General features: G+C 62.6%; 30 protein-coding genes. 21 read left to right on the top strand and 9 right to left on the bottom strand.

Annotated elements, in window-relative coordinates; all coding sequences use genetic code 11:
• The first annotated feature begins 2 nt into the window (after positions 1 to 2).
• A complete protein-coding gene (locus ABG82_RS26280; RefSeq protein ID WP_043080268.1) occupies positions 3 to 677 on the top strand; it encodes a methyltransferase family protein in 675 nt (224 codons plus the stop codon).
• 17 nt (positions 678 to 694) lie between these two features.
• Here the strand turns inward: ABG82_RS26280 and ABG82_RS26275 are convergent, their stop codons facing one another.
• Both ABG82_RS26275 and ABG82_RS26270 read right to left on the bottom strand, forming a co-directional pair.
• On the bottom strand, positions 695 to 1,117 hold the full coding sequence (locus ABG82_RS26275; protein ID WP_043080277.1) for a hypothetical protein: 423 nt from the start codon (positions 1,115 to 1,117) through the stop codon (positions 695 to 697).
• Between the two features lie 25 nt (positions 1,118 to 1,142).
• Positions 1,143 to 2,018 (bottom strand): helix-turn-helix transcriptional regulator, encoded by an 876-nt coding sequence (locus ABG82_RS26270; RefSeq protein ID WP_043080267.1) that lies wholly within the window; start codon positions 2,016 to 2,018, stop codon positions 1,143 to 1,145.
• 103 nt (positions 2,019 to 2,121) lie between these two features.
• Here ABG82_RS26270 and ABG82_RS26265 point away from each other — a divergent pair, with 103 nt between their 5' ends.
• Genes ABG82_RS26265 through ABG82_RS26240 form a run of 6 tightly spaced genes read left to right on the top strand, consistent with a single transcriptional unit; the run spans position 2,122 to position 6,830 of the window.
• A complete protein-coding gene (locus ABG82_RS26265; protein ID WP_043080266.1) occupies positions 2,122 to 3,030 on the top strand; it encodes an alpha/beta hydrolase family protein in 909 nt (302 codons plus the stop codon).
• A gap of 45 nt (positions 3,031 to 3,075) precedes the next feature.
• Entirely contained in the window at positions 3,076 to 3,993 is a 918-nt protein-coding gene (locus ABG82_RS26260; RefSeq protein ID WP_043080265.1) for an alpha/beta hydrolase, read from the top strand.
• A 14-nt stretch (positions 3,994 to 4,007) separates the two neighbouring features.
• The gene (locus ABG82_RS26255; protein ID WP_043080276.1) at positions 4,008 to 4,388 is read left to right on the top strand and encodes a DUF2255 family protein; all 381 of its coding nucleotides are present in this window, start codon (positions 4,008 to 4,010) and stop codon (positions 4,386 to 4,388) included.
• Between the two features lie 3 nt (positions 4,389 to 4,391).
• Positions 4,392 to 5,333 (top strand): alpha/beta hydrolase, encoded by a 942-nt coding sequence (locus ABG82_RS26250; RefSeq protein WP_043080264.1) that lies wholly within the window; start codon positions 4,392 to 4,394, stop codon positions 5,331 to 5,333.
• 12 nt (positions 5,334 to 5,345) lie between these two features.
• Entirely contained in the window at positions 5,346 to 6,281 is a 936-nt protein-coding gene (locus tag ABG82_RS26245) for an alpha/beta hydrolase (protein WP_196770498.1), read from the top strand.
• Between the two features lie 27 nt (positions 6,282 to 6,308).
• On the top strand, positions 6,309 to 6,830 hold the full coding sequence (locus tag ABG82_RS26240) for an ester cyclase (RefSeq protein ID WP_043080263.1): 522 nt from the start codon (positions 6,309 to 6,311) through the stop codon (positions 6,828 to 6,830).
• Between the two features lie 15 nt (positions 6,831 to 6,845).
• On the opposite strand, the gene ABG82_RS26235 is transcribed toward ABG82_RS26240, so the two are convergent.
• From ABG82_RS26235 to ABG82_RS26225, 3 genes are all read right to left on the bottom strand, one after another.
• Positions 6,846 to 7,466: a TetR/AcrR family transcriptional regulator gene (locus ABG82_RS26235; protein ID WP_043080262.1), complete on the bottom strand. Its 621-nt coding sequence runs from the start codon at positions 7,464 to 7,466 to the stop codon at positions 6,846 to 6,848.
• 224 nt (positions 7,467 to 7,690) lie between these two features.
• Positions 7,691 to 8,923: a glycosyltransferase gene (locus ABG82_RS28385; RefSeq protein WP_043080261.1), complete on the bottom strand. Its 1,233-nt coding sequence runs from the start codon at positions 8,921 to 8,923 to the stop codon at positions 7,691 to 7,693.
• Entirely contained in the window at positions 8,923 to 9,567 is a 645-nt protein-coding gene (locus ABG82_RS26225; RefSeq protein WP_043080260.1) for a TetR/AcrR family transcriptional regulator, read from the bottom strand. The genes ABG82_RS28385 and ABG82_RS26225 overlap by 1 nt, the downstream gene beginning before the upstream one ends.
• Before the next feature lie 253 nt (positions 9,568 to 9,820).
• On the opposite strand from ABG82_RS26225, the gene ABG82_RS26220 reads away from it, so the two are divergent.
• From ABG82_RS26220 to ABG82_RS26205, 4 genes are all read left to right on the top strand, one after another.
• Positions 9,821 to 10,126, top strand: coding sequence for a hypothetical protein (locus tag ABG82_RS26220; RefSeq protein ID WP_043080259.1), 306 nt, complete (start codon positions 9,821 to 9,823; stop codon positions 10,124 to 10,126).
• A gap of 49 nt (positions 10,127 to 10,175) precedes the next feature.
• Positions 10,176 to 10,481 carry a hypothetical protein gene (locus ABG82_RS26215; protein ID WP_043080258.1) on the top strand — a complete coding sequence of 102 codons (306 nt, stop codon included), beginning with the start codon at positions 10,176 to 10,178 and terminating at the stop codon, positions 10,479 to 10,481.
• A gap of 1,041 nt (positions 10,482 to 11,522) precedes the next feature.
• Positions 11,523 to 12,014: a C40 family peptidase gene (locus ABG82_RS26210; RefSeq protein WP_043080257.1), complete on the top strand. Its 492-nt coding sequence runs from the start codon at positions 11,523 to 11,525 to the stop codon at positions 12,012 to 12,014.
• Between the two features lie 119 nt (positions 12,015 to 12,133).
• Positions 12,134 to 12,910, top strand: coding sequence for a glucose 1-dehydrogenase (locus ABG82_RS26205; protein WP_043080256.1), 777 nt, complete (start codon positions 12,134 to 12,136; stop codon positions 12,908 to 12,910).
• Here the strand turns inward: ABG82_RS26205 and ABG82_RS26200 are convergent.
• Positions 12,904 to 13,704 carry an alpha/beta fold hydrolase gene (locus ABG82_RS26200; protein WP_043080255.1) on the bottom strand — a complete coding sequence of 267 codons (801 nt, stop codon included), beginning with the start codon at positions 13,702 to 13,704 and terminating at the stop codon, positions 12,904 to 12,906. The genes ABG82_RS26205 and ABG82_RS26200 overlap by 7 nt on opposite strands.
• Before the next feature lie 10 nt (positions 13,705 to 13,714).
• Positions 13,715 to 14,134 (bottom strand): TIGR03618 family F420-dependent PPOX class oxidoreductase, encoded by a 420-nt coding sequence (locus ABG82_RS26195; protein ID WP_043080254.1) that lies wholly within the window; start codon positions 14,132 to 14,134, stop codon positions 13,715 to 13,717.
• 133 nt (positions 14,135 to 14,267) lie between these two features.
• On the opposite strand from ABG82_RS26195, the gene ABG82_RS26190 reads away from it, so the two are divergent.
• Positions 14,268 to 14,948 carry a hypothetical protein gene (locus ABG82_RS26190; protein WP_043080253.1) on the top strand — a complete coding sequence of 227 codons (681 nt, stop codon included), beginning with the start codon at positions 14,268 to 14,270 and terminating at the stop codon, positions 14,946 to 14,948.
• A gap of 3 nt (positions 14,949 to 14,951) precedes the next feature.
• On the opposite strand, the gene ABG82_RS26185 is transcribed toward ABG82_RS26190, so the two are convergent.
• Positions 14,952 to 16,517: an acyl-CoA carboxylase subunit beta gene (locus ABG82_RS26185; RefSeq protein ID WP_043080252.1), complete on the bottom strand. Its 1,566-nt coding sequence runs from the start codon at positions 16,515 to 16,517 to the stop codon at positions 14,952 to 14,954.
• A 120-nt stretch (positions 16,518 to 16,637) separates the two neighbouring features.
• Here ABG82_RS26185 and ABG82_RS26180 point away from each other — a divergent pair, with 120 nt between their 5' ends.
• The 8 genes from ABG82_RS26180 to ABG82_RS26145 are packed head-to-tail and all read left to right on the top strand — an operon-like array spanning position 16,638 to position 24,230.
• On the top strand, positions 16,638 to 17,795 hold the full coding sequence (locus ABG82_RS26180; protein ID WP_043080251.1) for a LuxE/PaaK family acyltransferase: 1,158 nt from the start codon (positions 16,638 to 16,640) through the stop codon (positions 17,793 to 17,795).
• Positions 17,795 to 18,196, top strand: a complete 402-nt coding sequence (locus tag ABG82_RS26175; RefSeq protein WP_043080250.1) for an iron-sulfur cluster assembly scaffold protein — start codon at positions 17,795 to 17,797, stop codon at positions 18,194 to 18,196. The genes ABG82_RS26180 and ABG82_RS26175 overlap by 1 nt, the downstream gene beginning before the upstream one ends.
• Positions 18,171 to 19,361, top strand: a complete 1,191-nt coding sequence (locus ABG82_RS26170) for a cysteine desulfurase family protein (protein ID WP_043080249.1) — start codon at positions 18,171 to 18,173, stop codon at positions 19,359 to 19,361. The genes ABG82_RS26175 and ABG82_RS26170 overlap by 26 nt, the downstream gene beginning before the upstream one ends.
• The gene (locus tag ABG82_RS26165; RefSeq protein WP_043080248.1) at positions 19,358 to 20,464 is read left to right on the top strand and encodes an ABC transporter permease; all 1,107 of its coding nucleotides are present in this window, start codon (positions 19,358 to 19,360) and stop codon (positions 20,462 to 20,464) included. The genes ABG82_RS26170 and ABG82_RS26165 overlap by 4 nt, the downstream gene beginning before the upstream one ends.
• 5 nt (positions 20,465 to 20,469) lie before the next feature.
• Positions 20,470 to 21,183, top strand: coding sequence for an ABC transporter ATP-binding protein (locus ABG82_RS26160; protein WP_043080274.1), 714 nt, complete (start codon positions 20,470 to 20,472; stop codon positions 21,181 to 21,183).
• The gene (locus ABG82_RS26155; RefSeq protein ID WP_043080247.1) at positions 21,180 to 21,485 is read left to right on the top strand and encodes an acyl carrier protein; all 306 of its coding nucleotides are present in this window, start codon (positions 21,180 to 21,182) and stop codon (positions 21,483 to 21,485) included. The genes ABG82_RS26160 and ABG82_RS26155 overlap by 4 nt, the downstream gene beginning before the upstream one ends.
• 23 nt (positions 21,486 to 21,508) lie before the next feature.
• The gene (locus tag ABG82_RS26150; protein WP_043080273.1) at positions 21,509 to 23,146 is read left to right on the top strand and encodes an AMP-binding protein; all 1,638 of its coding nucleotides are present in this window, start codon (positions 21,509 to 21,511) and stop codon (positions 23,144 to 23,146) included.
• Between the two features lie 10 nt (positions 23,147 to 23,156).
• The gene (locus ABG82_RS26145) at positions 23,157 to 24,230 is read left to right on the top strand and encodes a flavin-containing monooxygenase (RefSeq protein ID WP_043080272.1); all 1,074 of its coding nucleotides are present in this window, start codon (positions 23,157 to 23,159) and stop codon (positions 24,228 to 24,230) included.
• Here ABG82_RS26145 and ABG82_RS26140 read toward each other — a convergent pair.
• Positions 24,191 to 25,084 (bottom strand): amidohydrolase family protein, encoded by an 894-nt coding sequence (locus ABG82_RS26140; protein ID WP_043080246.1) that lies wholly within the window; start codon positions 25,082 to 25,084, stop codon positions 24,191 to 24,193. The two genes, ABG82_RS26145 and ABG82_RS26140, sit on opposite strands and share 40 nt — an antisense overlap.
• A gap of 141 nt (positions 25,085 to 25,225) precedes the next feature.
• Here ABG82_RS26140 and ABG82_RS26135 point away from each other — a divergent pair, with 141 nt between their 5' ends.
• A complete protein-coding gene (locus tag ABG82_RS26135; protein ID WP_043080245.1) occupies positions 25,226 to 25,939 on the top strand; it encodes a DUF1326 domain-containing protein in 714 nt (237 codons plus the stop codon).
• The last annotated feature ends 37 nt before the right edge of the window (positions 25,940 to 25,976 follow it).

The raw sequence follows: 25,976 nt of genomic DNA, 5'->3' as shown, positions 1-25,976 counted from the left end.
CTGTGAAGGCCGTTGCGAGAGTCGTAGCGCTCGGACTCGTTGAGCTTGCCGTGTTCGGGTCGGTGTTGTTCCTGCTCGCCGGGACGTACCACTATTGGCAGGTATGGGCTTTTCTGGTGGTGTTCGGGCTGTCTACATGGATCCCCACCATTTACGTACAACGGGCCGATCCCGCCGCGCATCAGCGGCGCAAACGCGCGGGTCCCGCGGCGGAAACCCGAGTGCTGCAGAAGGTGCTGATCGGCGGTTGGTATTTCTCGCTGGCCGCGATGGTTGTGATCAGCGGCCTGGATCATCGCTTCGGCTGGTCGTCGGTGCCCGCGGCGATCTGCGTGGTTGGCGATGTCCTGGTGGCGATCGGCTTGGGGGTGACCAGCCTGGTGGTGATTCAAAACCGCTTCGCGGCCTCCACTGTTCAGGTGGAGTCGGGCCAGACACTTGTCACCGGTGGTTTGTATGGGCTTGTTCGCCACCCGATGTACACCGGCAACGTCATCACCATCATCGGGTTTCCGTTGGCCCTCGGCTCATATTGGGGCCTGCTCTCAGTGGTCTCCGGCCTGTTGGTGCTCATCGTGCGGATTGCCGATGAGGAGAAGCTACTTCTCGAACAGCTGGACGGATACCGCGCCTACACGCAGACCGCGCGGTATCGCCTGATGCCCTACATGTGGTGACTGTGGGTCGTGGCGTATCACCAGAACCATTGCGCACGAACGAATCCGGATAAGAGAATACCGAAACCGCCGATTTCGCCCAGGATGAGCAGGACCATGGCCAGGTGCATTCCCGCGCCCGGTTTTTCAAACTGATTCGTGGTGTCGCGAAGCATGCCGTGCGCGATGTAACTGACGATGGCCGCGACGAAGAAGAACACCAGCACCATTGCGGCGGTGATATTTACCCAACTGGGCCACGCACTCAGCTCGACGAATACCGCGGTGAGCAAGGTTGCGAACGAGTAGAGCAGCGCAGCCCGATGCGCGGTGTCGACATACGGGTGGGCAAGATGGTTCGGGCTGGTGATCATCTGGCGGTATTTCCACACGCCAAGGACCAGGGATAGCAGAAAGATGAGCCCCGCTGCCAGCAGTGTTACCGCGGTGCTGGTACTCAGGACATACCCGGATGTGGTCACCTGGTCATTCTGCCGTGGTGTCGGCAGGCCGATTCTGCTGGGTTGCCGCCCAACTGCCGAGCAGCTTAAGCCTTTCCGCAGTAGTGGAATTGGGCTCGGCAGTCATGACATAGAGCGTCAGGCCGGGGTCGGCAGTGAGATCCAGGCCGTCGAAAGTCAGGTCGAGTTGTCCGACGGCGGAATGATGCAACGTCTTCAGTCCAGTGCGGTGGAACCGGACATTGTGAGCACCCCAGCGCGTTCGGAACTCCTCACTGCGCGTCGATAGCTCACCGACCAGATAGGTGAGCTTCTCGTCATACGGATCGCGGCCCGCGGCGGTACGCAGGATGGCGACCGCGTTGTCGGCGTGTTGATCCCAGTCGACGAAGAAGTCTCGCGATCGCAGATTCAGAAAGAGAAACCTGGCGATGTTGACCGGACGTTCCGGATCGGTGGCGGCGTCTCGGTACAAAGCCGCACCGAGCTGATTGGCGGCGAGCATGTCCAGGCGTTCGTTGCTTACCCACGCGGGCGCGCCGATCAGTGCGTCCAGGAGATGCTGAACACTCGGCCGGATCTTTCGGGCAGACGGTCGGCGTTGCGGGCGTCGGGTGTTTTGCGCGGACTGCGCCAGATCGAAGAGGTGGGCATGCTCAGCTTCGTCGAGTTGCAGGACCTTGGATACCGCGTTCAGCACGGAATCGGAGACCCCGCTGATGTTCCCGCGCTCCATGCGCGTGTAGTAGTCCACGCTGACACCGGCCAGCAGCGCGACCTCTTCGCGGCGTAAGCCGGGTACCCGTCGTGTGGAGCCGTAATCGGGGATACCTGCCTGTTCGGGGGTGATCCGCGCCCGACGGGTGGCCAGGAACTCCTTGATTTCCTTTCGCTGGTCCATGCCGCCCAGCGTAGGGCGCAAATCTGCCACCAGAGGGGGTTTGCTAGTACCTGGGTTCAACGGCCACTGGTACCGCCGGGCGACAAGGCGTTGTCTTGGATACATGACCGAATCCCCACAGCAGGCCTTTGTGGACGGCCTGGCCGACTTCTTCGCGACCGGCGCACGCACTCCGATCTTGCGCAGGCCCGACGAACTGGGTCTTGCCTACGAGGATGTGTTCTTTCCATCCATGGACGGAGTGACTCTCGAAGGCTGGTTCATTCCCGCGGCCTCGGACCGGCTGGTTATCTGCAACCATTTCATGCCGGGCAATCGCTACGGATATCCGGGACACCTGGAGCCGTGGACCAACGCCGGTGGCTTCGAGGTGAACTTCCTGCCGCAGTACAAGGCGTTGCACGACGCGGGATACAACGTACTCACCTACGACCTGCGCAACCATGGTCTGAGCGACACCGGGAGCGGTGGGATCGTGGGTATCGGGTTGCTGGAGTATCGGGACGTGATCGGGTCGCTGCGCTATGCCGGCACCCGTCCGGATACCGCAGGCATGAAGACGGGTTTGTTGAGCGTCTGTCTGGGCGCCAACTCCACCATGGTGGCGATGCGCAAGCATCCCGAGGAGTTCAGCAGCGTGCAGGCCATGATCGCGCTGCAGCCAACGGCAACACGCCCCATCATTGAACGTGCCGCCGAGGGCCTGGGTCTGGAACCTCTCGCTGCTTCCGCAGCATTCGACGAGGCGATCCGGCGCCGCACCAGCTTTCGCCTGGACGAACTGTCCCCGCTCGACCACGCACAAGCAGTCCGGATTCCCACGCTGCTGGCCCAGGTACGTGCCGATACCACGACCAAGATCGAGGTTGTGCAACAGATCTTCAACAACATTGCGGCAACGGATAAAGAACTGCATTGGATTGAGGGAACCGACCTGCGGTTCCAGGGATACAACTACTTCGGGAGACACCCAGAAGTGATGATCGATTGGTTCGATCAGAAGGTGAATTAACCAGTAAAACAACGCAATTCATCCCACCTAGCGAGGAGAACGTCGATGACATCCATCACCTTTCCTAATGGCCCGATCAGCATGGCTGGCGACCTTTTTCTACCGCCTGACTTCGATGATCGGGCTACATATTCGGCGCTGATCACCGTGCACCCCGGCGGCGGCGTCAAGGAGCAGACAGCCGGCCTGTACGCGGCCAAGCTGGCCGAACAAGGTTTCGTCACGCTGGCGTTTGACGCCTCATTTCAGGGTGAAAGTGGCGGTGATCCACACCATTTGGAGGATCCGGACGCACGTGTGGAAGACATCCGGGCCGCCGTTGACTACCTGCAGGCCCTGGACTATGTGGCCGCGGAGCGCATCGGTGTTTGGGGCATCTGCGCGGGTGGTGGATACGCCGTGACGGCAGCCATGACCGATCACCGGATCAAGGCTCTGGGCACCGTGAGTGCGGTTAACATCGGGGCATCGTGGCGCCGCGGGTGGTACGGCACGGGCACCGATGCCGATGCGGTGCCTGTGCTTGACGCCGCGGCGCAGCAGCGCACCGCGGAGGCCGACGGCGCCGAAACGGCCTATGCCGCATATGCTCCGGCGGAGATCGATGAAGACACACCTTATGACCTGGCGCAGGCGCGCGAGTACTACCTGACCGATCGCGCCCAGCACCCCAACGCCAAGAACAAATACCTGATGGCAAAGAGCCTGTCGAAGATCATCGCGTACGACGCGTTCCACCTGGTGGAGGACTTGCTCACGCAGCCGATTCTGATCGTCGCGGGCAGTGAGGCGGGATCGCTGTGGGCCTCCACGGAGCTGCACTCTCGTGTGCGTGGCGAGAAGAAGCTGGTGTTCGTGGCAGACGCCACGCACATGGACTTTTATGACGTACCCAAGTATGTCGACTTGGCGGTGGCGGAAGCGGTGCCGTTCTTCACCAAGTACTTGGCGCGGGAGGAATGAGTTCGATGGCTTCGATGGCACTGACAAGAGATCAGCGAGATGTGTTGGGTGCTGCCCACGAGGTGCAGGTGAGTACATATCGCCGCGACGGCACCCGGCGGCGACCCATACCGATCTGGACGGTGCGTGTGGAGGACGAGGTGTACGTCCGGTCGGCGCTGGGCCCCGATGCTGCCTGGTACCGCAACGCCCTCAAAGACAACCGGCTGCATGTGGATGCTGGTGCGGTGGCAATAGATCTGGCCCTGGAAACTGCGGCCGACGCGGCGATCAATGTCGCGGTCGATGCCGCGTACCGCGCCAAGTACCCCCATGGTGGCAGCGCCACCACCACCATGGTGACTGCTCCTGCTGTCGATACCACCGTCAAACTGATTGCACTCGAAGGGAACTGAAACATGGCACTGGACAACCGGGAATCGGTCAAGGTCAAGACCCCGTACTGGGATATCGCGGCCGACATCTACTTCCCACCCAACTTCGATAAGTCCGAGAAGTACCCCGGGATCGTCAGCGTCCACCCGATCGGCAGCTGCAAAGACCAGACTTCGGGCAACATCTACGGAACAGCCTTAGCCGATGAGGGTTTCGTTGTGATTGCCTTTGACGCCAGCTTCCAGGGTGCCAGCGGCGGCGAACCCAGATTCATCGAGGATCCCACCCAGCGGGTCAAAGATGTCAGCCACGTCATCGACCATCTCGTGACACTGGCCTACGTCGATGCCGACAGGATCGGCATCATCGGGGTCTGCGGCGGTGGTGCCTACTCGATCAATGCCGCAACCACCGAGCGCCGCATCAAGGCCGTCGCCTCCATCACCGGCGTGAATTTCGGCCGTCTGATGCACGAGGCGTTCTCCGGCTACGATCCGATCGCAACCTTGGAAGCCATTGCCGCACAGCGCACCGTAGAAGCTCAGGGTGCAGCACTCAAGGTCAACAACCTGTTGCCCGGCGATCCCGCCGACGCCGAGAAGCAGGGCATCACCGAGATCGACGTCGTCGAGGCCACCGAGTACTACCGCACTCCGCGCGGTGAGAAGCCGCACGGAGCGACCAGCTCGCTGTTCTCACATCAGGCCACCGCCGTGGGCTGGGATGCCTTCAACCGCCTGGAGGTGCTACTCACGCAGCCGGTCATCCTGGTGGTCGGCGACAAGCCGGGTGCCTTCGGTGCCTACCGTGACGGTCTGGAGGTGTACCGGCGCGCCGCGTCCAAGGACAAGGAACTCGTCGTCGCCGAGGGCTGGTCGCACTACGACCTGTACGACAAGCCGGAACCCGTGGGCATCGCGCTGGCCGCGCTGATCCCGTTCTTCAAGAAGCATCTCGGAAACTAAGGAGCGCATCTCATGAGCACAGATAACGTGAAGACGGTCGCGGTGAAGGCCCCGTACTGGGATATCGCGGCAGACGTCTACTTCCCGCCCGGATTCGACGAATCGGCGAAGTACCCCGCGATCATCAGTGCACATCCCATTGGCAGCTGTAAGGAACAGACCTCTGGGAACGTCTATGGCGCGGCGCTGGCCGCGGAGGGTTTCGTGGTGATCGCCTTTGACGCCAGCTTCCAGGGCGCCAGCGGTGGTGAGCCGCGCTTCATCGAAGACCCCACGTTGCGGGTGCAGGACTTCAGTCACGTCGTGGATTACCTGGTAACCCTGCCGTACGTGGACGACAACCGGATCGGCGTGCTCGGGATTTGCGGTGGCGGGGGGTATTCCATCAACGCCGCGATGACCGAGCGCCGGATCAAGGTCGTCGGGACGGTCGTGGGAGCCAACTACGGTCGTTTGATGCTTGAGTCGTTCACGGGCTACGACCCGATTGGCGCGCTTGAGGTCATGGCCGCACAGCGCACGGCAGAGGCGCGAGGTCAGCAGCTTCGGGTTGACGACCTGTTGCCGCCATCGCCGGAAAAAGCGAAAGAACTCGGGCTCACCGAGATCGATGTCTTCGAGGCCACCGGGTACTACCGGACTTCGCGTGGACAAAAGCCGCACGGTCTCAACAGGGCGTTGTTCTCGCATCAGGCGACTGCCGTTGGGTGGGACGCCTTCAATCGTGCCGAAGTACTTCTCACCCAGCCCCTGATCGTGGTCGTCGGTGACAAACCAGGTGCGTTCGGTTCGTATAGGGATGGGCTTGAGATCATTCGCCGCGCCGCGTCCAAGGACAAGGAACTCGTCGTCGCCGAGGGCTGGTCGCACTACGACCTGTACGACAAGCCAGAGCCCGTGGCGCTGGCGCTGGCCGGACTGATCCCGTTCTTCAAGAAGCATCTGTAGCAGTGGCGGCCCGGGAATGATGGCGGCATGGAATCTGTCCGTGCAGAACGGGAACAGTTAGTTCTTCAGCACTTCCGCGATGAGGTGGATCAGGATTGGGACGCGGTGCTGGCGACCTTCCCGCATCCGCGATACGAGTTGATTCCGCTCGCAGTGGTGTACGACGGCTATGACGAGGTACGCCAGTACTACGTCGACACCCGGATCGCTTTTCCGGATCAGCGTCACGAAATGATCCGGCTGCGACACACCGATGACGCGGTGATCTGCGAGTTCTATCTACTGGGGACACACAGGGGTCCTTTCGGGGCGGTGCCCGCGACGGGCAGCAGCTTCAAGGTCCGCATGACCGCCTACTTCATCTTCGACGGCAGCACCTTGGTTTGTGAACGCATCTACTGGGATGTACTGACCATGATCAGGCAACTCCTTGGTGGCCTGAACTTCGCGAGTCCGGCGAGTTACCTGGTCTTGGTGAAGGCACTATGGGGAATGCGGGCGCTGTCCGGTGCCGAGCCGCGCGATGATGTCCACCGGATTCCGGACTGAGCGTGGCGCGAGCGCCTATCTGCCGTGGCGAAGGCCCTCGAGTCCCGCCACGATGAGCCGGAGACCGAAATCGAACTCCTCATCGAGTGGGACGAGCGTGACTCCGGCGGTGGCCAGCGTCGACGGGAAATCCGCGATATCGATGTTTTCGACGAACCGGGTCATCAGAGCCATGTCGGCCTCACTGGCCCGGTGTTCGACGCCTATCTGATTGGCGTAACCCAGCACATAGCGTCCAAGCGTCATATAGATACGGATCGCCTCGGCCGGTGAGAAGCCGGCCTGAAGGCAGAGCGTCAACGTGTGCTCGCGAATCATGAAGACATTGGGTCCGACCGGAATCTGGTCGGCCAACAGTGTGGCGACGTTGGGATGGCGGCGCAGGGCATCGAAGAGCGCACGTGAACTCACCGTGCATGCCTCCTGCCACGACATCTTCGCCAGCTCACGGTCATCGAACTTCACCTCGCCGAAGACCCTGTCCACAACGTGCGCGACGACCTCGGTGCGGTTCGCGAAATGCCGGTAGATGGTCGCCGTCCCGGAATCGAGGCGGCGCGCCAAGGCACGCATGGACAGTGCCTCTCCGCCCTCTTCGTCGACGATCAGCAACGCCGCGTCGACGATTGATTCCATGGGTAGGGGCGGGCGGCCGCGTGTGCGTCGGGCGTCCGTCATACCCGCCAGTATGTCTGCCTTGACAGCGCGGGGCAATTACGGCAACACTGTTGCCGTAATTCTTTAAGCAGGTACGACCAGGAGACCGCGACCGAGTTCACACCCCGCCGGCATCGGGGGGCGACTCACGAGGGGTGTCGCGGACTTCCTCGGTCACCCTGGCAAGGCCCGTGCGTGGTACCTCAACGCAATAGTCGGTCGACGGTCGAGGCAACATGGGCCGCCCCGTCCTCCGCGGCGAGCATGCCCGCGAGCCTGCGGGTTCGGTCCTTGAGTTCATGGTCGGTGACCGCGGTGCGGATGGCATTGGCCAGGCGTTCAACAGTCAGGACTCGTTGCGGGATGACGTCGGCGCAGAGCCCGAGATCACGCAGCCGCCACGCCCAGAAGGGTTGATCGCCCAGTCCCGGTGCGGCGATCGCGGGCACACCGGCGCGCAGTCCGGCGGCGGTCGTCCCTGCGCCGCAGTGATGTACGACGGCAGCCACCTGGGGGAACAGCCAACTGTGCGGGACCTCGTCTATGGACAGGATGGTGTCGCTTGCGACATCGATTCCTGCCCAACCGGATTGCACGATGCCCCGCACGCCGGCCTTTTGTAACGCCTTTCGCGCGAGCTCTGAAAGATGCTCGGCTTGTTTGGCCGATGTCATGGTGCTCCCCAGCCCGAGGTAGACCGGGGGCGGGCCCGCTGCGAGAAAATCGACGAGCGGAGAGGCGGGGCGCCAGTGTGGATCCTCTTGTGGCCACCAGTACCCGCACACCTCCAGGCCCGGTCGCCAGTCCGCTGGTCTCAGCACAACATGCGGCGAGAAACCATGCAGAACAGTCCATTCCGATTCCGTGCGGCCGCGCCGCAGCCGCCTGGCCGATACCTTTGGCAGGCCGAGATCTCGGCGAATGCCGGCCACCACGCCGCCGTAGAGACGATCGACAAGCCCCGCGCCGGCCCGGGATACCAGACGATTACCTGCCGCGCCGGCCGACCAGTTCCCGAGTGCGGCGGGCGGAAACTCCGCGGTAGCAGAAAACGGCTGGAACCGGATACCAACGGATGGAATCCCTTTCGCCTCGGCGAGGGAATGCCCGGCCAGTTCTGAGAACGGTGACAGCAGCAGGATATCGGCGGGCGCGTCATGTACAGCCGCCAGCAGTGCGCTGCCGAGCGATCGCATTCCCCTGGGCGAGAGAAACTCGGTGAGCGCCTTGGTGACGTTGACGCCGGCCCCGTCCGGGGGCGTGTCCGGTCCAGTGATACCGCGAAAAGCAATGCCGGAGTTGACTACCAAGGGTTCGAAGCGGTGGTAGGCGGCGATGGTCACGTGGTACCCGGCCGCTCGGAGACGGGTGCCGACGCCCGTCAAGGGGGCAACGTCCCCGTGGCTACCGAGGGCCGCGATGACCACGTCGGCCATCACGCGTTCCTTACTACTCGGCCGAACATTTTCACGAGGTCTTCGCCGTACCGGTCGGCATCGAAGTCTGGATCACGCAGAATCTTCTCTACCACCGCGTTCACCGCTCCTTGCAATGCGATAGCAGTGGAATCGACAGGGAAATAGCAGAATTCGCCAGACTTCTGTCCCGATCGGAGAATCTTCGATGGATCAAGGTCGGTGAGTTGTTTGGACAGCTCGGGTGTGAGCCCGAGGTCGTTGAAAGATTTTCCGCCGCTGGGTTTGTAACTTGTACCGAGTTGTGCCAGTGCGGCCAGCTGTGTGCGGTGGGTATCGAAATAGGCAACGCTGGAACGGATGTAGGCCGCAAGCTTGTCGGTTTGGGTACGCGCCCGGTCTATGGCCGGGGGCACAGTCGCCAGAGCGGCCTGGTACATGGAGGCGATGACCGCCTCGATGAGTCCGTCCTTGGTGCCGAAGTGGTATAGGACAACGCTCATCGCGATGCCGGCCCGGTCGGCGATCCTGCGGATCGTGGTTTGGGGGTAGCCCACCTCCGCGATGACCTCAATAGCGCAGGTAATGATCTGTTCCCGGCGCGCGGTCTCGGTGAAGGTGCGTCCGGGGCCAGTTTTAGATCGCATGATCGAATCATAGATCAAGTGATCTATGAAAATGTGGCAGTTTCACCTGGTTAACGGACGGTTAACGGCTATATACCACTTTTCTCAGACCCTAACCCCCATGGGGTACTCTGAGATTTAGCTGAGAATCAACCGAATATCTCATAAGTTGGGAACTAGGTGTTCGGTAAACCCGTTGAACTGGGTGAATACATCAACGTTGATGTCTTAGGCAAGTGAGGTCCACTGCCCTGGCCATTAGCAAGTTGACCGAGCAGAAAGGAAACATCACATGAATAAGTCACTCGTTGCAATCCTTGGCGGAGTCAGCGTCGCTGCGACAGTCGCGATGCTGGGCGCACCCATCGCCGCAGCGGGCCCGACGCCTCCCCCTGGCTGTTACGCCAATAAGAACAGCGTCAACAACCCCCAGCAGAGCGCATGTGTGACGCCCGGCGGTACTGCCTACGAGCAGGGCGCTCACCAGCCGACCTATGAGGGTGCGAACCCGCACGTTCCGCTGGGTACCAACCCGCACGTTCCGTACGGCACATTCAAGATCAACCCGAGCCAGTCGCCCTCGCCGGACAACGCATAACCACCCGCAAGGCGGCTTCGTCTTCAAAGATGTAGAAGGAGCGCAAGCAATGAAGAAGATCGTGATGGCAGCGGTGGCGGCGCTCGGCGCCGCCGGGCTGTCTCTCGCGACAGCGACTGCCGCGCTGGCCGGCCCTGCCGAGAACCCGGAGTCGGTGATCAACGAACTGAAGTCCAACGGCTACCGGGTGATCATCACGAAGGTAGGGTCGGATCACCCGTCGCAGTGCACTGTTCAGGGAGTGTCTCAGCAGTCTGGCGTTCAGAATGTGCAGCCAGGGCGCAATATGCGTAATCAGCCGACGACGCTTCCGACAGCGGGGCAAAAAGTCGCCTACGTGACGCTGGCCTGCTAGTTGCTCTTTCCGGGCGGCGGCTGTCGGTACATGCTCGATCGCCGGCCCACTCACTGGTAGCTGGGCTGGGGACGAAGCAAACCTGAGTTGTGCTTGGCGCCAAGGCATTCAATTTCAAACGAGGCATCACCAGTCGAGATGGAAGCCTAGGCCTGCGTGCGTATGTGTCCCGGCGACACAAGATTTCGTGTCGTGATGCGATTCCCGTGGGCCTTTCCATTGACATTCCGGTCGCCCAGGGGCGGCTGGCCGCATCTGGCAACGGAATTGTTGATGGACCTGCGTGCAGGACTGATCGCTGAATTCGAGGTGGCGGCGGTTGCTGCTGAGGAAACGGCTGCGTGCGCACATGCCGATTCCGCCACCAGTGCGGGATCCGTTGCCATACCGATAGATACGTGTCGGTATCGCGGGTGGTCTGCCTGCTTGTGGGCTCGGCGCGATCCGATTGATTTATCACGAAAAGCGTTGTTAATAAACGTTCTTCATTCCTGGTGTCACGGGTGCCTTCCGAGAAGTGCTATCGGGCTTGCCTTGCCCAGATAGTGGGCGGGTGTACTGGGGATTCCCAGGCCACAAATGTCTGGGACGGAAGTGGATTCAAAAAGGCCGATGCCGTTTCGGCCCTGGAATCTCGGTTGAGTTGTCACATTCTCTACGTTGACCGGCTGACGGGCTCACTAAAGAGGTATCGACGACCGAATGGGATAGCGCGCAAGCCATTCCACATAGTGAGATGCGTGGTGGACAAAAGGTGGGATAGGTAACAGAAAATTTCCTGAGTTAATACAAGTGATGCGCTGATGTGCAGGAAAAGTGACCGATGTCGGCGGCGCGCAGCTAATTTTGAAGCAAAGTTGTCCAACATTCGACAAACCGATGTTGTCCTGCATGTTTGTCCGACTAGACGAACGGCGTGGCATGCACTACCGTAATCAGTAACGTGTTGGCGGACAGTAATTCTCGCCATAGTCATGGGCAAGTATGACGGAAGCCACATATTTTGGCCGACCGTCAAGCTGGTTGTTAGCGTCGCGTCCCATGTCTGATCTCGCAGCTTTGCTGGCGTTTATCCATCAGGTCTCGGGTACGCCATACGTCTCGGGCGGAGACACTGCACGGGGCACCGACTGCTCCGGCCTGGCCTCCTGGGTGGCCAACGTCGCCACCGACCGTCCCGCATTCGGTTCCCGGTTCAACACCGGGAATCAGGAGGGTGCGCTCCTCGCCCGTGGTTTCAAGTACGGCACCGCGCCTGGTGCGCTGGTGATCGGTTGGAACGGTGGTCACACCGCCGTGACTCTGCCCGACGGTACCGCCGTATCCAGTGGTGAGGGCGGCGGCGTGAAAATCGGTGGTGGTGGTGCCTACCAGCCGCAGTTCAAGCGCCACATGTACCTACCTATGGATAACGACGACGCAGCGGGCTCCGCGCCCCTGGATATGCAGGCCAGCGGCGATGGCCCCGAGGTGATTCCCGCGTCGGTGCTCGCACCGCCGCCCGCCGAGGAAACGGACGCGGCCGAGATCTAACGGGATCGCTAAACCTCTGGTGTAAAACACAATTGGGGTGCACCAGTGTCATCGCACACTCCTCCCGATGGGCGGGACAAGTGCGCTATCCCTGGTCGGGGTCGTGGTTGCCTGTAGGGATGAATGGCAATGCGGCTCTGCTGCAGGGAAAGAACATCATCGTTACCGGCGGGGCCCGTGGTCTCGGCGCTGCTTTTGTGCGTGACATCGTGTCCCAAGGCGGTCAAGTGATCATCGCGGATGTGCTGGATGAGGATGGGCGCGCGCTGGCCACCGAATTGGGCGGGGCGGCACGATTCGTCCATCTGGACGTCACCGATGCCGAGCAGTGGCGGGCGCTGGTCGAGAGCGCACTCGCGGAATTCGGATCCGTCGCCGGGCTGGTGAACAACGCGGGCATTTCCAGCGCCGCGCTGGTGGCCGACGAATCGCTGGGACACTTCCGCAAGGTGATCGAGGTGAACCTGATCGGTGTCTTCATCGGTATGCAGGCCGTCATTCCCGCCATGCGGGCCCGTGGCGGTGGCTCGATTGTCAACATCTCGTCGGCAGCGGGCCTGATGGGGCTGGCACTTACCTCGGGATACGGCGCGTCGAAGTGGGGCGTGCGGGGCCTGTCCAAGGTCGCAGCCGTCGAACTCGGCCCCGAGCGGATCCGGGTCAACTCTGTCCACCCGGGCGTCATCTACACCCCGATGACCGCCCAAGCGGGCTTCCAGGAGGGCGACGGCAATATGCCGATCACCGCCATGGGGCGAGTGGGCACCCCCGACGAGGTTGCGGGCGCTGTCACCTATCTCTTGTCGGACGCCGCGAGCTATGTCACCGGCGCCGAGCTGGCGGTGGATGGAGGGTGGACTGTCGGCCCCACCCTGAAGACGATGACGGGTCAGTGATCGCCCAGTAGTCCCAGGAGCTCCTGTGCTACCCGCGCGGGAAGCTCCAGCTGGGGGAAATGCGTGGTGCCGTCCAGGCGCGTGTAGCTGAACCACGGATTACGTGCCCGGAACTCGTCATGCACCTCGTCGTAGGCGGTGCGCTGTGGCTTGCAGAAGATGTGGTGAACGTGCCGCGGTTCGGACAGCTTCTCCATCCGCGACATCGGCGAGCCCCACGTGGCATACGCCTCCTCTATGACCCGGCCGGCCCGCGCCCAGACATCGAACCCGAATCCGCCCATTTCGGATCGGATGTGGCGGTTGACGGCTTCGTTGCCACTACCCGCCAACCAGCTGCGCAGAAACTCCAAACGACTTGACTGCCAGCGTTGCGGATCACGAAACGCTCTGATCCCATTCAGGAATTCGGCCGGCGCTGCCGTCATAATCAGGTCCACGATCGTGACGGCCGGTACCCGCGCCGGGCCCAGGTGATCGGCGAGTTCCAATGCTGCCCAACCGGCATGGGCGTGCGCCACGGGAACGAATGCCCCCACGCCCAAGGCATCGAGAAGCCCGATTGCGTCCGAAACCTGCTCCGCAAGACCAAAATCGGGAACGGGTGTGCGATCGATGCCGTGTCCGCGCCAATCCATGCGGATCACGCGGTGGTGGGGGATCAGATAGGGCAGAAGCTCGTCATAGGCGCGGTGATCGTGCCCCCATCCGGTGAGTAGCAGGATCGCGGGGCCGTTGTCCAGGCCCTGGTCGTCGAAGGTGAGTTGGGTGCCGTTGAGGGAGATGGTGTACATCGCTGTCTCCTTACAGGGCGGCATGGACGCGGACGGGATTCACGCGCACGATTACTTCGCCGGGGGCGCTGTGATGCTCGTCCACGTAGGCCTCGGCGCGGTCGGCACCCAGGTACCGGGCGGTGATGTCGATCAGGGTGGCGCGCACCCCGGAGCTATCGGTTTCCACCTTTGCCTCGCCCTGGACCTGAACGTAGCGATAGGGCTCAGTTTGCGTCGCCACCGCGATCACAACTCGTGGATCACGCTGCAATGCTTTGATTTTCAGAGTACTGAGCTGGGTCACAAACTGCAGGTGATCATCGGCGAGCCGATACCAGACGGGCAGGATCAGCGGTCGCCCATCCGCTCCCAGATATCCCAATTGCCCGATCAGCGCGGGATCGGAACCAAGGAAGTCGCGGACGGCGGCATCATGGATCGAGGTCATAGCTGACCAACCTAAAATCTCAAGTGCTCTTGAGGTCAATTCGGCGTGCGCGGCGCCACGGCGGGCGATGCCGTAGCGGATTCGCTTCGGATACTGCCGCAGGCGCCGTGCGTTTCGGGATAATGATTGGGTGATGCGCAGGATCGTGATCGGTGCGAGTGCGCTGGCGCTTATCGGGGCGGGGCCTTCCATCGCCTGCGCCCACGCCGACCCGCAAGCATGCGTGCCGGAAGATATGGCCCGGCCGCAGGCCGAACTCTTTGCCACCAACAACACCGCCACCATCACCGACCCGGCGGATGGGCGGCTGCGGGATCCGCTCGACGACTTCTCGCTGCAAGTAAGTGCGATGACGGTTCAGAATCTGGTGCTCCCAGTGCGGTCGACGTCCGTCGACGGTGTCTATTGGTCGCACGACAACAACCGGATGACATACGAGCGCTCGCGCGCATTTGAACTCGCCTGCGTGGATCGCGATGATCTGCGACGCATCGGGGAACAGGTTGGTAGGCAGTTCGGTCAGGAATCGGTGCTTACCTTCGAGTATCTTCCCGCTGGTGATGCCGGCATCAACGCAGTGGCGCTGGAGGTTCCAGCCGTCGACCGAATCAAATTCCACGACGCGCTGATCGCGGACGCGGCCGCGCGCGAGGCCCTGTCCGGAGGGTCGGTGACCGACGATGGATGGCTCATTCTGATTGCCGATGTCGAGGATATCGACATCGCGCGCCGACTTGTCGGTGCCGCGGGCGGCCGCTGGCAGGACGCCGTGATTCGCTACGGAAAACGCGAGTTCGTGGAGACCGCGGGCTAGCGACTACCAGGTGTCCACCACGGTGCGCCTGGGTGGCAGTGGTTCGCGCAGGGCAGCGGCAAAAGTGGACGCGATCAGCGCGCGTGTCTCCGCCGGGTCGATCACATCGTCGATCTCAAAGATCTGAGCAGCGTTGAGTGCCTTGGCATTCTCTTGGGCGGCGGCGGTGGCCTGACGAACCGCCTGCTCCCGTGCGGCCGTGTCGGCAATGGCCTCGAGTTCCTTTCGGAGTCCCAGACGCACCGCACCTTCCAGGCCCATGGGGCCCAAATGTGCGCTCGGCCATGCCACCGTAAGCAGCGGCTCGTGCAGGCTGCCGCCGGTCATCGCTTGTGCGCCAAGGCCATAGCCGCGGCGCAGAATGACGGCGACCAGCGGTACACGCAGCGCGGCACCGGCGACGAGCATGCGAGAGGCGCGCCGAACCAGCGCGTCGGCCTCCGCGGCCGGGCCCACCATGTAACCGGGGCAATCGACCAGTGATAGCACCGGAAGGCCAAAGGCATCGCACAGTTGTAAGAACCGGGCGGCCTTGTCGGACGCGGCGGCGGTGATGGCCCCGGCCATCACCATCGAATTGTTCGCGAGGATGCCGACCGCTCTGCCCTCGATGCGTGCGAGTGCGGTCACCATCTCGGGTGCGAATTTCTCCCGCAAAAACATCGTCGAGCCGGTGTCGGCGAGCGTTTCGATGATGGGTCCCACCGGGTATGCCCGCCGGGCACGTTCGGGAATCATTGTCCGCAAGGTTGTTTGGTCTGCCGCGGCGCCAGGCTCTGTCGTGCCCTGGAAATAGCCGATCAGTCGTTTGGATACCGCGACCGCCTCCTCCTCGTCGTCAACGACCACATCGACCACACCGTTCGGCGACTGGACGGCTAGGGGTCCCACGTCATCGGGATGCACCTCACCGAGACCGCCGCCGGCGATCATGGCGGGACCGCCCATGCCGATCGAGGTGTCTTTGGTGGCCACGATCAGATCGGAGCAGCCCGCGATCACCGCATTGCCCGCGAAGCATCGGCCTTTGACCACAGAGATCCGCGGCACCACCCCCGATAGTGCGGCCCACAACTTGAAAGCGCGTACGTCGAGCATCGAGACCACGGGGTAGTCGGTATCGCCAGGCCTGCCCCCACCACCCTCGGCGAAGAACACGGTCGGGAGCTTCATGCGCTCGATGAGATCGAAGAGCCGGTCCTTCTTATGGTGCCCGAGCGCACCTTGGGTTCCCGCCAACACGGTGTAGTCGTAGGACAGCACGGCGCAGGCGCTGCGCTCGGCGCCGAACAGGTGGCCGTTGATTCTTGCGGTACCGGCCACCAGACCGTCCGCAGGTGTGCGGGCGATCAAGTCGGCGAGTTCGCGGCGGCCACGTTGCGCGGCGATGGCGAATCGCCCGTATTCCACGAATGATCCGGCGTCCACCAGATCGGCGATGTTTTCACGGGCGGTGCGACCGCCGGCCTGATGGCGGCGTGCAACCGCGTCCGGGCGGGCAGCATCCTCGGTGAGCGCACGTCTCGTTAGTAGCTCGGCATGCTCGGCCCGCAACGGTTCATCAGCCATGGGGCGGACTCTGCCATACCGCCGCGGGAACACTTGACGATCTGCGGGAACTTTTTCTCACGATGATTCGACCACTCCACCGGTGCCCTGTGTGGGCTAGGCAGTCAAAGGAGATATGCAGTGGACTTGGTCACCATGCTCGGCATGCCGGGGGAAGCCCTCCGGGTGACACGGGAGGACTGGCGGCGGTCGCTTACCGATGTGGTGCGCGAGTCCTTCGCGCTGCACTTCGAACGCAATGGCTTCTATCGGGCCCAGTGCGACGCCATCGGCCTGACTCCGGGCGATATTCGGGATCGCGCTGACCTGCGCCGTGTGCCCCTACTTCCCGTCAGCATGTTCAAACAGGCTGGGGCGCACGTACTCATGACCTGCGGGCTTGAGGACGTCGAGATCGAGATCCGGTCCACCGGCACCAGTGGTGTGCCCTCAGTGGCACGACGCGACTCCACCACGGTGACCAGGGCGTCGGTGGGAATCTTCGGCGGTTACCGCGATTTCCTGGGCATCTCCCAGGGGGCTGGGCTGTTCCTGTGCCCATCGACCGCCGAGGTGCCCGAGATGGGCATGGTAAAGATCTTCAACCTGCTCACCGGGATGCTCGATGACCACCGCTACGTGGTGCGTGATTACTCCTTTGACCCGGAAAATGCGTTGACACACCTGCGGAACTGGGAGGGGAAGATGACCCGTCATCTCATCGGGCCGCCCTTCATCATCGCGCGATTCATGAAATATCTGGAGTTAGAAGACATCCCGCTGACGCTCGACCCCGACTCGCTGATCATCATGCTCGGAGGCTGGAAGCAGTACACCGGCAACTCGATAAGTCGCGATGATTTCAACGAGAAAGCACAGCGGCTGCTGGGAATCGACCGCACCCGCATCCGCGACATGTACGGAATGATCGAGTCCAACATGCTCGCAATCGAGTGTGAGCATCAGCGTAAGCATGTGCCGCCGTGGTGTTACATCTCGATCCGGGACGTCAACGATGCCTCCGTCGAACTCGAGCCGGGAAAGACCGGCGGGATAGCGATTCTCGACGCGTTGAACACCGCGTATCCGGGTTTCCTGCTGTCCGACGACATCGGCGAGGTGGACGAGAGTGACTGCCCGTGCGGCCGTACCGGGCAGACCGTCAAGTTCCGCAGGCGCCGCCAGGGGGCCGAACTGGGATGTTGCGCGGTGAGTATCGAAAAGTACATTGACTCACAGGAAGTCGTCGCCGAATGTGAGCTGGTAGCAGCCGGTTCCACTGAAGGATTGGGCGCCTAGTGCCCCGTTTCAGCGCCACAGTGGTCGATCACTTCACCAACCCGCGCAACCCCGGTCGTTTGGATCAGGCCGACGTCACCGCCTTCATCGGAAATCCGGTGTGTGGTGACCAGATCTTGTTGAGCGCTCAGGTCCGCGACGATGCCGTGGCCCGGATCGGCTTCGAGGCATACGGGTGTTCGGCGTCCCTGGCCGTGGCTTCTATTCTCACCGAGCGCCTCAGCGGGATGCCGGTGCACGATGTAGCGGCGATAGAAGCGGCGCAGGTCGCCGAGTGGTCTGGGGGGCTTTCTCCCGAGCAGCAGCACGTCGCGGCGCTTGGTGCCGACGTAGCGCAGCGTCTAGCCAACAACTACCGCAACGGAATTCACGAAGATGTCAGCACCCTCCCAGGTTCTTAACCCATCCACACAGGCAACGCCGACCGAGATCTATCTGGACTATGCGGCCACCGCACCGCTGCATCCACGTGCGGCGCAGGCGGTACTGAGTGGACACCAGCTGGTGGGCAACCCCTCCAGCCGCCATGGTGCCGGCCGTGATGCCGCGGAGGCACTGGCCGAGGCGCGCGAGACCATGGCGCAGATGCTCGGAGCCGATGCCGAGGAGGTGGTTCTGACTTCCGGTGGAAGCGAGGCGAACACCCTGGCCTTGTGGGGGACCTTCGCGGCCTTGGGTTTTCAAGGTCACCTGGTGACCTCGTCCATAGAGCACCCGGCGGTGCTGGCGAACGCCCACGCATTACGTGACCTGGGTGTCGAGGTCACCTTCGTGGACCCCGCGCCGACGGGGCATGTCGAATCCGCCGACGTGGCCCGCGCGTTGCGGCCCGATACCGCGCTGGTATCGGTGATGCACGCCAACAACGAGACCGGTGCCATCCAGCCAGTCGTGGAGATCGCGGACCTGGCCAGGCAGTCGGGCACTGCGTTTCACACCGATGCGGTGCACACCGCGGGCAAGCTTGACCTGACAGTTGTTGGCGCCACCATGATCTCGGTATCGGCGCATAAGTTCGGCGGCCCGCGGGGAGTGGGTGCGCTCTATGTTCGCAGCGGTCATCGGCTCTTGCCGGTGATGCGCGGGGGACCACAGGAGAACCGCCTGCGGGCGGGCACCGAGAACGTGCCCGGGGCACTCGGCATGGCCGCGGCAGCAGACGCATGTGCGCGCACGGTGACGATGGGCTACCGGCTGGGTATGCGCGATCGCCGTGAGCAGTTGATCGACGGGTTGCGCGCGGTCGGCGGAGTGCACCTCAATGTGACCGAACCGGTCTTGGAGGAGACTCTGAGTGTGCGTTTCGACGGCGTTCGTGCCGACACCCTTGCCGATGACCTCGACATGCATGGCATCTACGTATCCACCGGATCTGCTTGCCACGCTGGGGAAGACACGGTATCGCACGTGCTGCGGGCCATGCGGCTGAGCGAGGAACAGGCGCGTGCCACCGTCCGGTTTTCTCTGGGCCCAAACGTGTCACCGGCGGATGTGAACACCGTGGTCGCGGTGACCACACGATCGGTGCGCAGACTGCGCGCCATGGCAGGAGGGATGGCCCGTTGATTGTCGCCGTCAAAAACCTTGTCGCAGAGCGCGCCCGTTTCGTCCTGTCGGTGATCGGGGTGGCGGTGGCGGTCATTCTGGTGTTGGTGATGTCGGGCATCTTCGTCGGCACCACCAACCAGGTGACCACCTACATCGATCACTCGAAGGGTGCGGTGTGGGTGGTCCAGCCGGGCGTTTCGCAGATGTTCCGGGCCGTGTCGTGGCTGCCGGGCGACGGTAAAGACCGCCTGCTGAAGGTTCCGGGTGTGCGGTCGGCAGACCCAATCCTCGGTCTGCCTTCAGATTTCGTGCATAACGGGGCACACACCGCCTACTTCGTGGTGGGATATGACACCGCCACCGGAGTGGGTGGTCCGTGGTCGCTCTCGGAGGGGCGCAATGTTGCCGGTTCCCGTGAGGTGGTGCTGGACCGGGTGCTGGCGAAGAAGAACAAGATTCATGTCGGCGACACGGTTCAGCTCGTGGACGGCGACTTCACTGTCGTGGGGCTGTCCAATCAGACTGCCGCTGTTGGTAATTTCTATGCCTTTATCTCTCTTGAGGATGCCGCGCGTCTATTGAGGGCCGGAAATCGCGTGTCCTACTTCCTTGTTCAGCCCTCAGACGGGTACACCGGTGATCAAGTGGTGGATTCGGTGCGAAAGTCGGCGCCTGGAATGGATGCGCTGACCTCGGAAACTTTCGCCGCCAACAGTCGTGCCATCGTGATTTCGATGATCGGGCGCCCACTCAAGACGATGATCGGTATCGCAGCCCTGGTCGGCGTGGCGCTGGTGGGCTTGACAGTCCTCGCGGTCACCACCGAGCAGATGGGTGACTTTGGAGTATTGCGGGCCCTGGGCGTTCGACCAGGGCAGCTGTGCCGCACCGTCATTGCCCAAGCAGCGTTGATTGCCGGACTTGGGTATCTGTTGGGTGCCGGGATCACCTACGGGGTGCAGTTCCTGGTGAAGGACCGGCTAGGAGACGTCACGGTGGAGGTGACACCGGTAATGCTAGGCGCGATGGCCGCCGCGACCGGTGTCATGGCGGTCATCGGCTCACTGATACCGGTGCGGCGGGTGACGCGGATCGATCCCGCTCAGGCGTTCCGGAGGTGAGCACGATGAACAGTACTGACAACAATGTTTCACAGGATCCGGTTCTGCAGCTCGAGGGCATCGAGCATCAGTACGGCTCCGGAGATGCGGCGGTGCGTGCGCTGCGGGGTCTGGACTTGACGGTCAATGCCGGTGAGGTGGTGCTGGTTGTCGGCCCCTCGGGTGGCGGTAAGACCACCGCACTTTTGGTCATGGGGTTGCTGCTGACCCCGGGCGCGGGTGTGGTCAGGATCGGCGGCCAGAACGTGGGTGACCTGAGCGAGCGGGAACGCGCCCGGATCCGTTTGGAGAAGCTGGGATTCCTGTTTCAGGAGTACAACCTGTTGAACGCGTTGACGAGTGCGGAGAATGTGGCTCTGCCGTTGCGTTACGCGGGGGTGAGTAAAGACGACGCGATGTCCCGCGCTCGGCGACTTCTGACCGAGCTCGGATTGGCTCATCGGACCGGCCATCGCCCGCCGGCGCTCTCGGGTGGCGAGAAGCAGCGCGTCGCCGCGGCACGGGCGCTGGTCGCCCGCCCAGGCTTGGTTCTAGCCGATGAACCAACGGCAAATCTGGATTCGGCCACCGGAAAGAAGGTGGCCGAGCAGCTCGCAGATGCCGCCAGAAGCCAAGGGGCAGCAGTGGTGATCGTGACCCACGATCTGCGCCTGACAGATATCGCGGATCGTGTGCTGCACCTCGAAGATGGTGTACTGCTAGAGAAAGAGGGCCAATGACCGGCACCGTGGTAATTCCGGAAGACACCGAGATCATCGGCGTGCTGCGTGACGCACTGAGCAAGCTGCTCCCGCCGGAAGATCTGGCGCAGGTAGACCTCGCTGCCGTGGAGGCCGGTACTGCGCTGCTCAGTCTTCCTATCGACTCGGTGGTGCTGATGGCGCTGATGAACGAATTGGAAGATCAGTTCGCGGTGTTCATCCCGGAAGAGGAGGCATTTGCCTTCACTGTGGTGGGCGACATCGGTGCGTTCATTCGTCAGCGTCTGCGCGATAAGGCGAAACGCCGCCAACAGGCATGAGTGCTTCCGAGGTTCGTCAGCATGTGGAGGCCAACGCACCGGCGATGGTTTCGGGGGCGATCGACTATCCGGCGCTGCTCCGCCTGGGGCTGGAACAGATCGATTTCTATGATTCACGAAGCCATCTGTATGCGCTGCCGGGCGCAGATATGGTTACTGCCATACGGATTCGTGCGTCTGAGTTGACCAATCGTGGCCTGCGGCGCGGTGACCGGGTGGCGATGATTGCCACCAGCGACGAAGAGTACCTGGCCACACTGCTGGCGGTGCTGTTGTTGGGCGCCGTACCGTGCGCCATCGCGCCTCCGCCCACTCCCTCGCGCCCGGAATCGGCCGGAGTGGCGCATCTGCACGCCGCGCTGGCAGTGTTGAAACCGGTCATGGTGATAACGCAGGCGCGGGGCGCGGCGGCAGTCGAGCATCCAAACGTGGTGCTGTACGACGAGTTGACTGATGCCGATCCGATTGATTGGCAGCTACTTTCGCCGGCCGGACCCGGCGACATCCACCACATACAACTCACCTCGGGCTCGACATCCGCTCCGAAGGCAGTGATGTTGACCCACAGCAATGTGGCGCATAACTCTTGCGCAATCGCCTACGGCACGAGGGCATTGCGTGGGCGAGACCGGGTGTTCAGCTGGCTGCCGTTCTATCACGATATGGGCTTTATCCAGGTGTTGTCCGCGCTCCTTTACGGTCTGCGGGTGGGGGTGATGACCCCGATGGGATTTCTGCGGGATCCGACATCCTGGATACGGCACATGTCTCATCATGGATCGACCCACACGGCGGGCCCGCCATTCGCCTATCGAGCCGTATCGGACGCGCTCGGTCGTGCCGATATGCCTGCCGGCGTGGACTTATCCTCCCTGCGTCACGCGTACGTGGGCGCCGAACCCATTCCCTACGCAGTGATGCGCGAGGTTGCCGAGCGGCTTGCCCCGCTGGGATTGCGGGCAGACGCACTGGTGCCGTGCTATGGCATGGCGGAGACGGTACTCGCGACAAGCATTGCACTGCAACCGCATCCGCTGAGCCGGACGGCGTTCGGGCGAGTGTTCGGGCGGGCGAATCCAGACGACGGTCAGCTGGTGGTGTCTTGCGGCCGGGCGGTGGACGGCCTGCGGCTACGCATCCTTTCACCCGCAGGTGAATTGCTTCCCGATGGTGCCGTGGGCGATATCCAGGTGAGTGGACCGTCTGTGATGCTCGGCTACCTGAATCCTGACGGTGGGGTGGCCACGCCTGAGGACGGATGGCACGACACCGGAGATCGTGGTTATCTGGCTGCCGGGGAACTATTCGTCGTGGGCCGACGCAAGGAAATGCTGATCGTGCGGGGGCGCAACTTGCCGCCCTATGACGTCGAGCGTGAGATTGACGGTCTGTCCGGTGCGGGTGGCGTATCCGTGGTGTTCTCCCTGCGAGATGATCAACGTGGCCGCGAATCGGTTATCGCCGTTGTCGGCACCCGGGTAGCCGTGGAGGAACACGAGGAACTACGTACCCGCATCACCGGTGGTGTCCGCGCGGTGTTCGGCTTCTCGCTCGACGACGTCGTCATGGTGCCGGCGCGTACGATCCCCCGGACCACCAGCGGAAAACGACAACGCCTCACGGTGCGTAAGGCGTATCTGGCGGGGCAGCTGGGAGACTGACGTGCCGCAGATGTGTGACGCCGTGGTCATTGGTGCCGGGCAGGCGGGTCTCGCGACTGCGAAAGCATTGGTCGACAAGGGAATACGCCCGGTTATCGTAGAGGCGGGCAGCGAGCCGGGTGGTGCGTGGCAGCACTACTACGACAGCCTCGCCCTGTTCAGTCCGGCACGATACTCCGGCCTGGTGGGTTCGCCGTTCCCAGGCGACCCCGATCGCTATCCGTCGCGGGATGAGGTCGTCGTGTACCTGCGCGACTATGCGAAGCGGCTCGACGTGGACATACGAACGAATTGCCGCGTGCTAGGAGTCCGTGGGGAGACGCATGGCTATGGTGTGCTGACCGGCGGCGACATGTTTATCTCGCCGATGCTGATCGCGGCCACGGGTACCTATGGAAGCCCTTTTATCCCAAGAGTTTCTGGAGCTGACACGTTCTCTGGTGGCCAGTTGCACGCGGCGCGGTATCGCGCGGCAGGGGCTTTCGCCGGCCAACGTGTGGTGGTGGTCGGAGCGGGAAATTCTGCGGTCCAGATTGCGGCCGAACTCGCGGAAACGGCGGTGGTCACGTTGGCCAGCCGCCGTTATCCACGTCTGGTGCCGCAACGACCGTTGGGGTTCGACATGCATTTCTGGTATTCGCGGACGGGTCTCGATATCGCGCCGGTGGGGCCATGGTTGCCGCGCCGCCCGAATGCGCCGGTCTTCGACGCCGGCGTGTACCGCGAAGCGCTCGAATCAGGGCGCCCGGATTGGCGAAAGATGTTCACCCGCATGGACGGCGATTCGGTGGTGTGGGCGGACGGCAGCACAGAATCTGTCGATACCGTCATCTGGGCGACGGGTTATCGGCCGGACTTCGGCTACCTGGCAGGCTTGGGCGCGGTTGACGCCAGGGGCGTCCCGAGCCACCGCAACGGGGTGTCGACCACGCAACCGGGTCTGGGATTCGTCGGGTTGGAATGGCAGCGATCCTTGTCCTCGGCGACGCTGCGGGGTGTGGGCCGAGACGCTGCTTTCGTCGTCGACCGCTTGTCTCGCCGGTGCTATCCGTCAATGCCGAACAGCGTTGCGCCGTTGCCGTAGAGGACTGCCCGCATCCAGTTGTCGTCGATTCCGGGGAGCCCCCGCAACGCGGTGATCGCCTCGGCGTACCCGTACGGGATGTTGGGGAAGTCGCTGCCGAAGTAGATCTTGTGGCCCAGCTCGACGAGGCGCGGATAGTCGGATTCGGGGAAGGGCGCCTTTTCGTTGGAGAATGCGGTGAAGGCCATGGTGGTGTCGAGCCGCACCTCGTCATACTGCTCGCAGAGATCGAGGAACTCGCTGTACTCAGGCATGCCCATGTGGGCGATGATCAAGCACAGTCGTGGGAACTGCTTGAGCAGCGCTCTGATTCGATCGGGGCCCGTGAAATCGCCGGGTGCCGGGCCAGAACCGCAATGGATCACCACCGGCACGGCGGCCTCCTCGATGAGACCCCACACCGGGGCCAGCAGAGGGTCGGTGGGGGAGAAGGCGCCGACCTGAATATGGACCTTGAAGACGCCGGCTCCCGAATCGATCGCCGCACGTACGTATTCCGCGGCCCCGGGCTCGGGGTAGAAGGTGGCGGTATGGATGCAGTCCGGGGTTTGCGCCGCGAACTGGCCGGCCCACTGGTTCAACCACGCGGCCATATGAGGTTTGTGTGGATAGACCAGTGAGGTGAAGCGCAGGACACCGAACTCGCGCAGGGTGGCGACGCGCTGGGACTCTTCGGCGCGATACGTGATGGGCCAGGGGCGCCCGACCAGCGGTCCTGCTGAATCGAAGTAGGCCCACACCTTGTCCATGACGGATTTGGGCATGAAGTGGGTGTGCACGTCCACGATCCCGGGAATTCCGAGCTGCTGCCAGATCTGTCTGACGGGTTCGGAATCGAAGGCTGATAGGGGCATATGCCTATCTATATCAATCGATCGGTCGCAGGTATCAATCGCCCGGAAATATACCCCCATGGGGTACTTGTCGGCAGGCGTGGCGCACTGCTACCTTGGGTTGGTCAGATACCCCCATGGGGTATGGAAAGGAATGGACAAATGACAGCGACGGAAACCTACGACTGGAACCTGAAGGGTGACTGGTTCGATGTGTGCAGTTGCAAGCTGCCGTGCCCGTGCAGCTTCGCGCAGGAGCCGACTCACGGTGACTGCCTGTTCACCCTGGTGTGGCATGTCAGTGAGGGACATTGGGGCGATGTCGATTTGAGTGGCCTGGGCGTGGTTGCTCAGGGTGAGTTTCAAGGCAACATGTGGATCGGTGATCCGGACGCGACGATGAAGTTGATGTTCTACATCGACGAGGATGCCGACGCCCGTCAGCGCATCGCGCTCGAACGGATCTTCACCGGTAAGGAAGGTGGCTGGCCCGCCGAATTCGCAAGTCTCATCGAGGAGCTACGCGGCATCGAGTACGTACCGATCAACTTCGCCAAGGCCGACGATCTCGCGAGTTGGAGCGCTGAGATTCCTGGCAAGGTGGATCTGCGCGTCGAGGCGTTGACTGGTCCGACTGCCGACCCGAGTCGCCGGGTCACCACCGTGAACGCGCCGGGAGCGGAGGTAGGTCCGGGACAGACCGCGACGTGGGGTGTGGTGAAGAAGGACCACTCCGTCGGATTCGAATGGTCACACGAGCACCGCGGCGCCTCGAGCAAGCACTTCCCCTTCGATTGGCGCCCCGATGGCACGGTGCCAGCGGGCGCGAAGGAGTCTGCCCAGGCTCAGCAGGGTGGATGCTGCTGCTCGCATTAGGTCGCGGGGGCGGCCGCATCGAGGCTTGATCTCAAGT

Origin of the sequence: Mycobacteroides immunogenum (assembly GCF_001605725.1) — a bacterium.
GTDB lineage: Bacteria > Actinomycetota > Actinomycetes > Mycobacteriales > Mycobacteriaceae > Mycobacterium > Mycobacterium immunogenum.
Note: the sequence above shows the minus strand (reverse complement) of the source record. Positions and strands in the feature narration are given on the sequence as shown.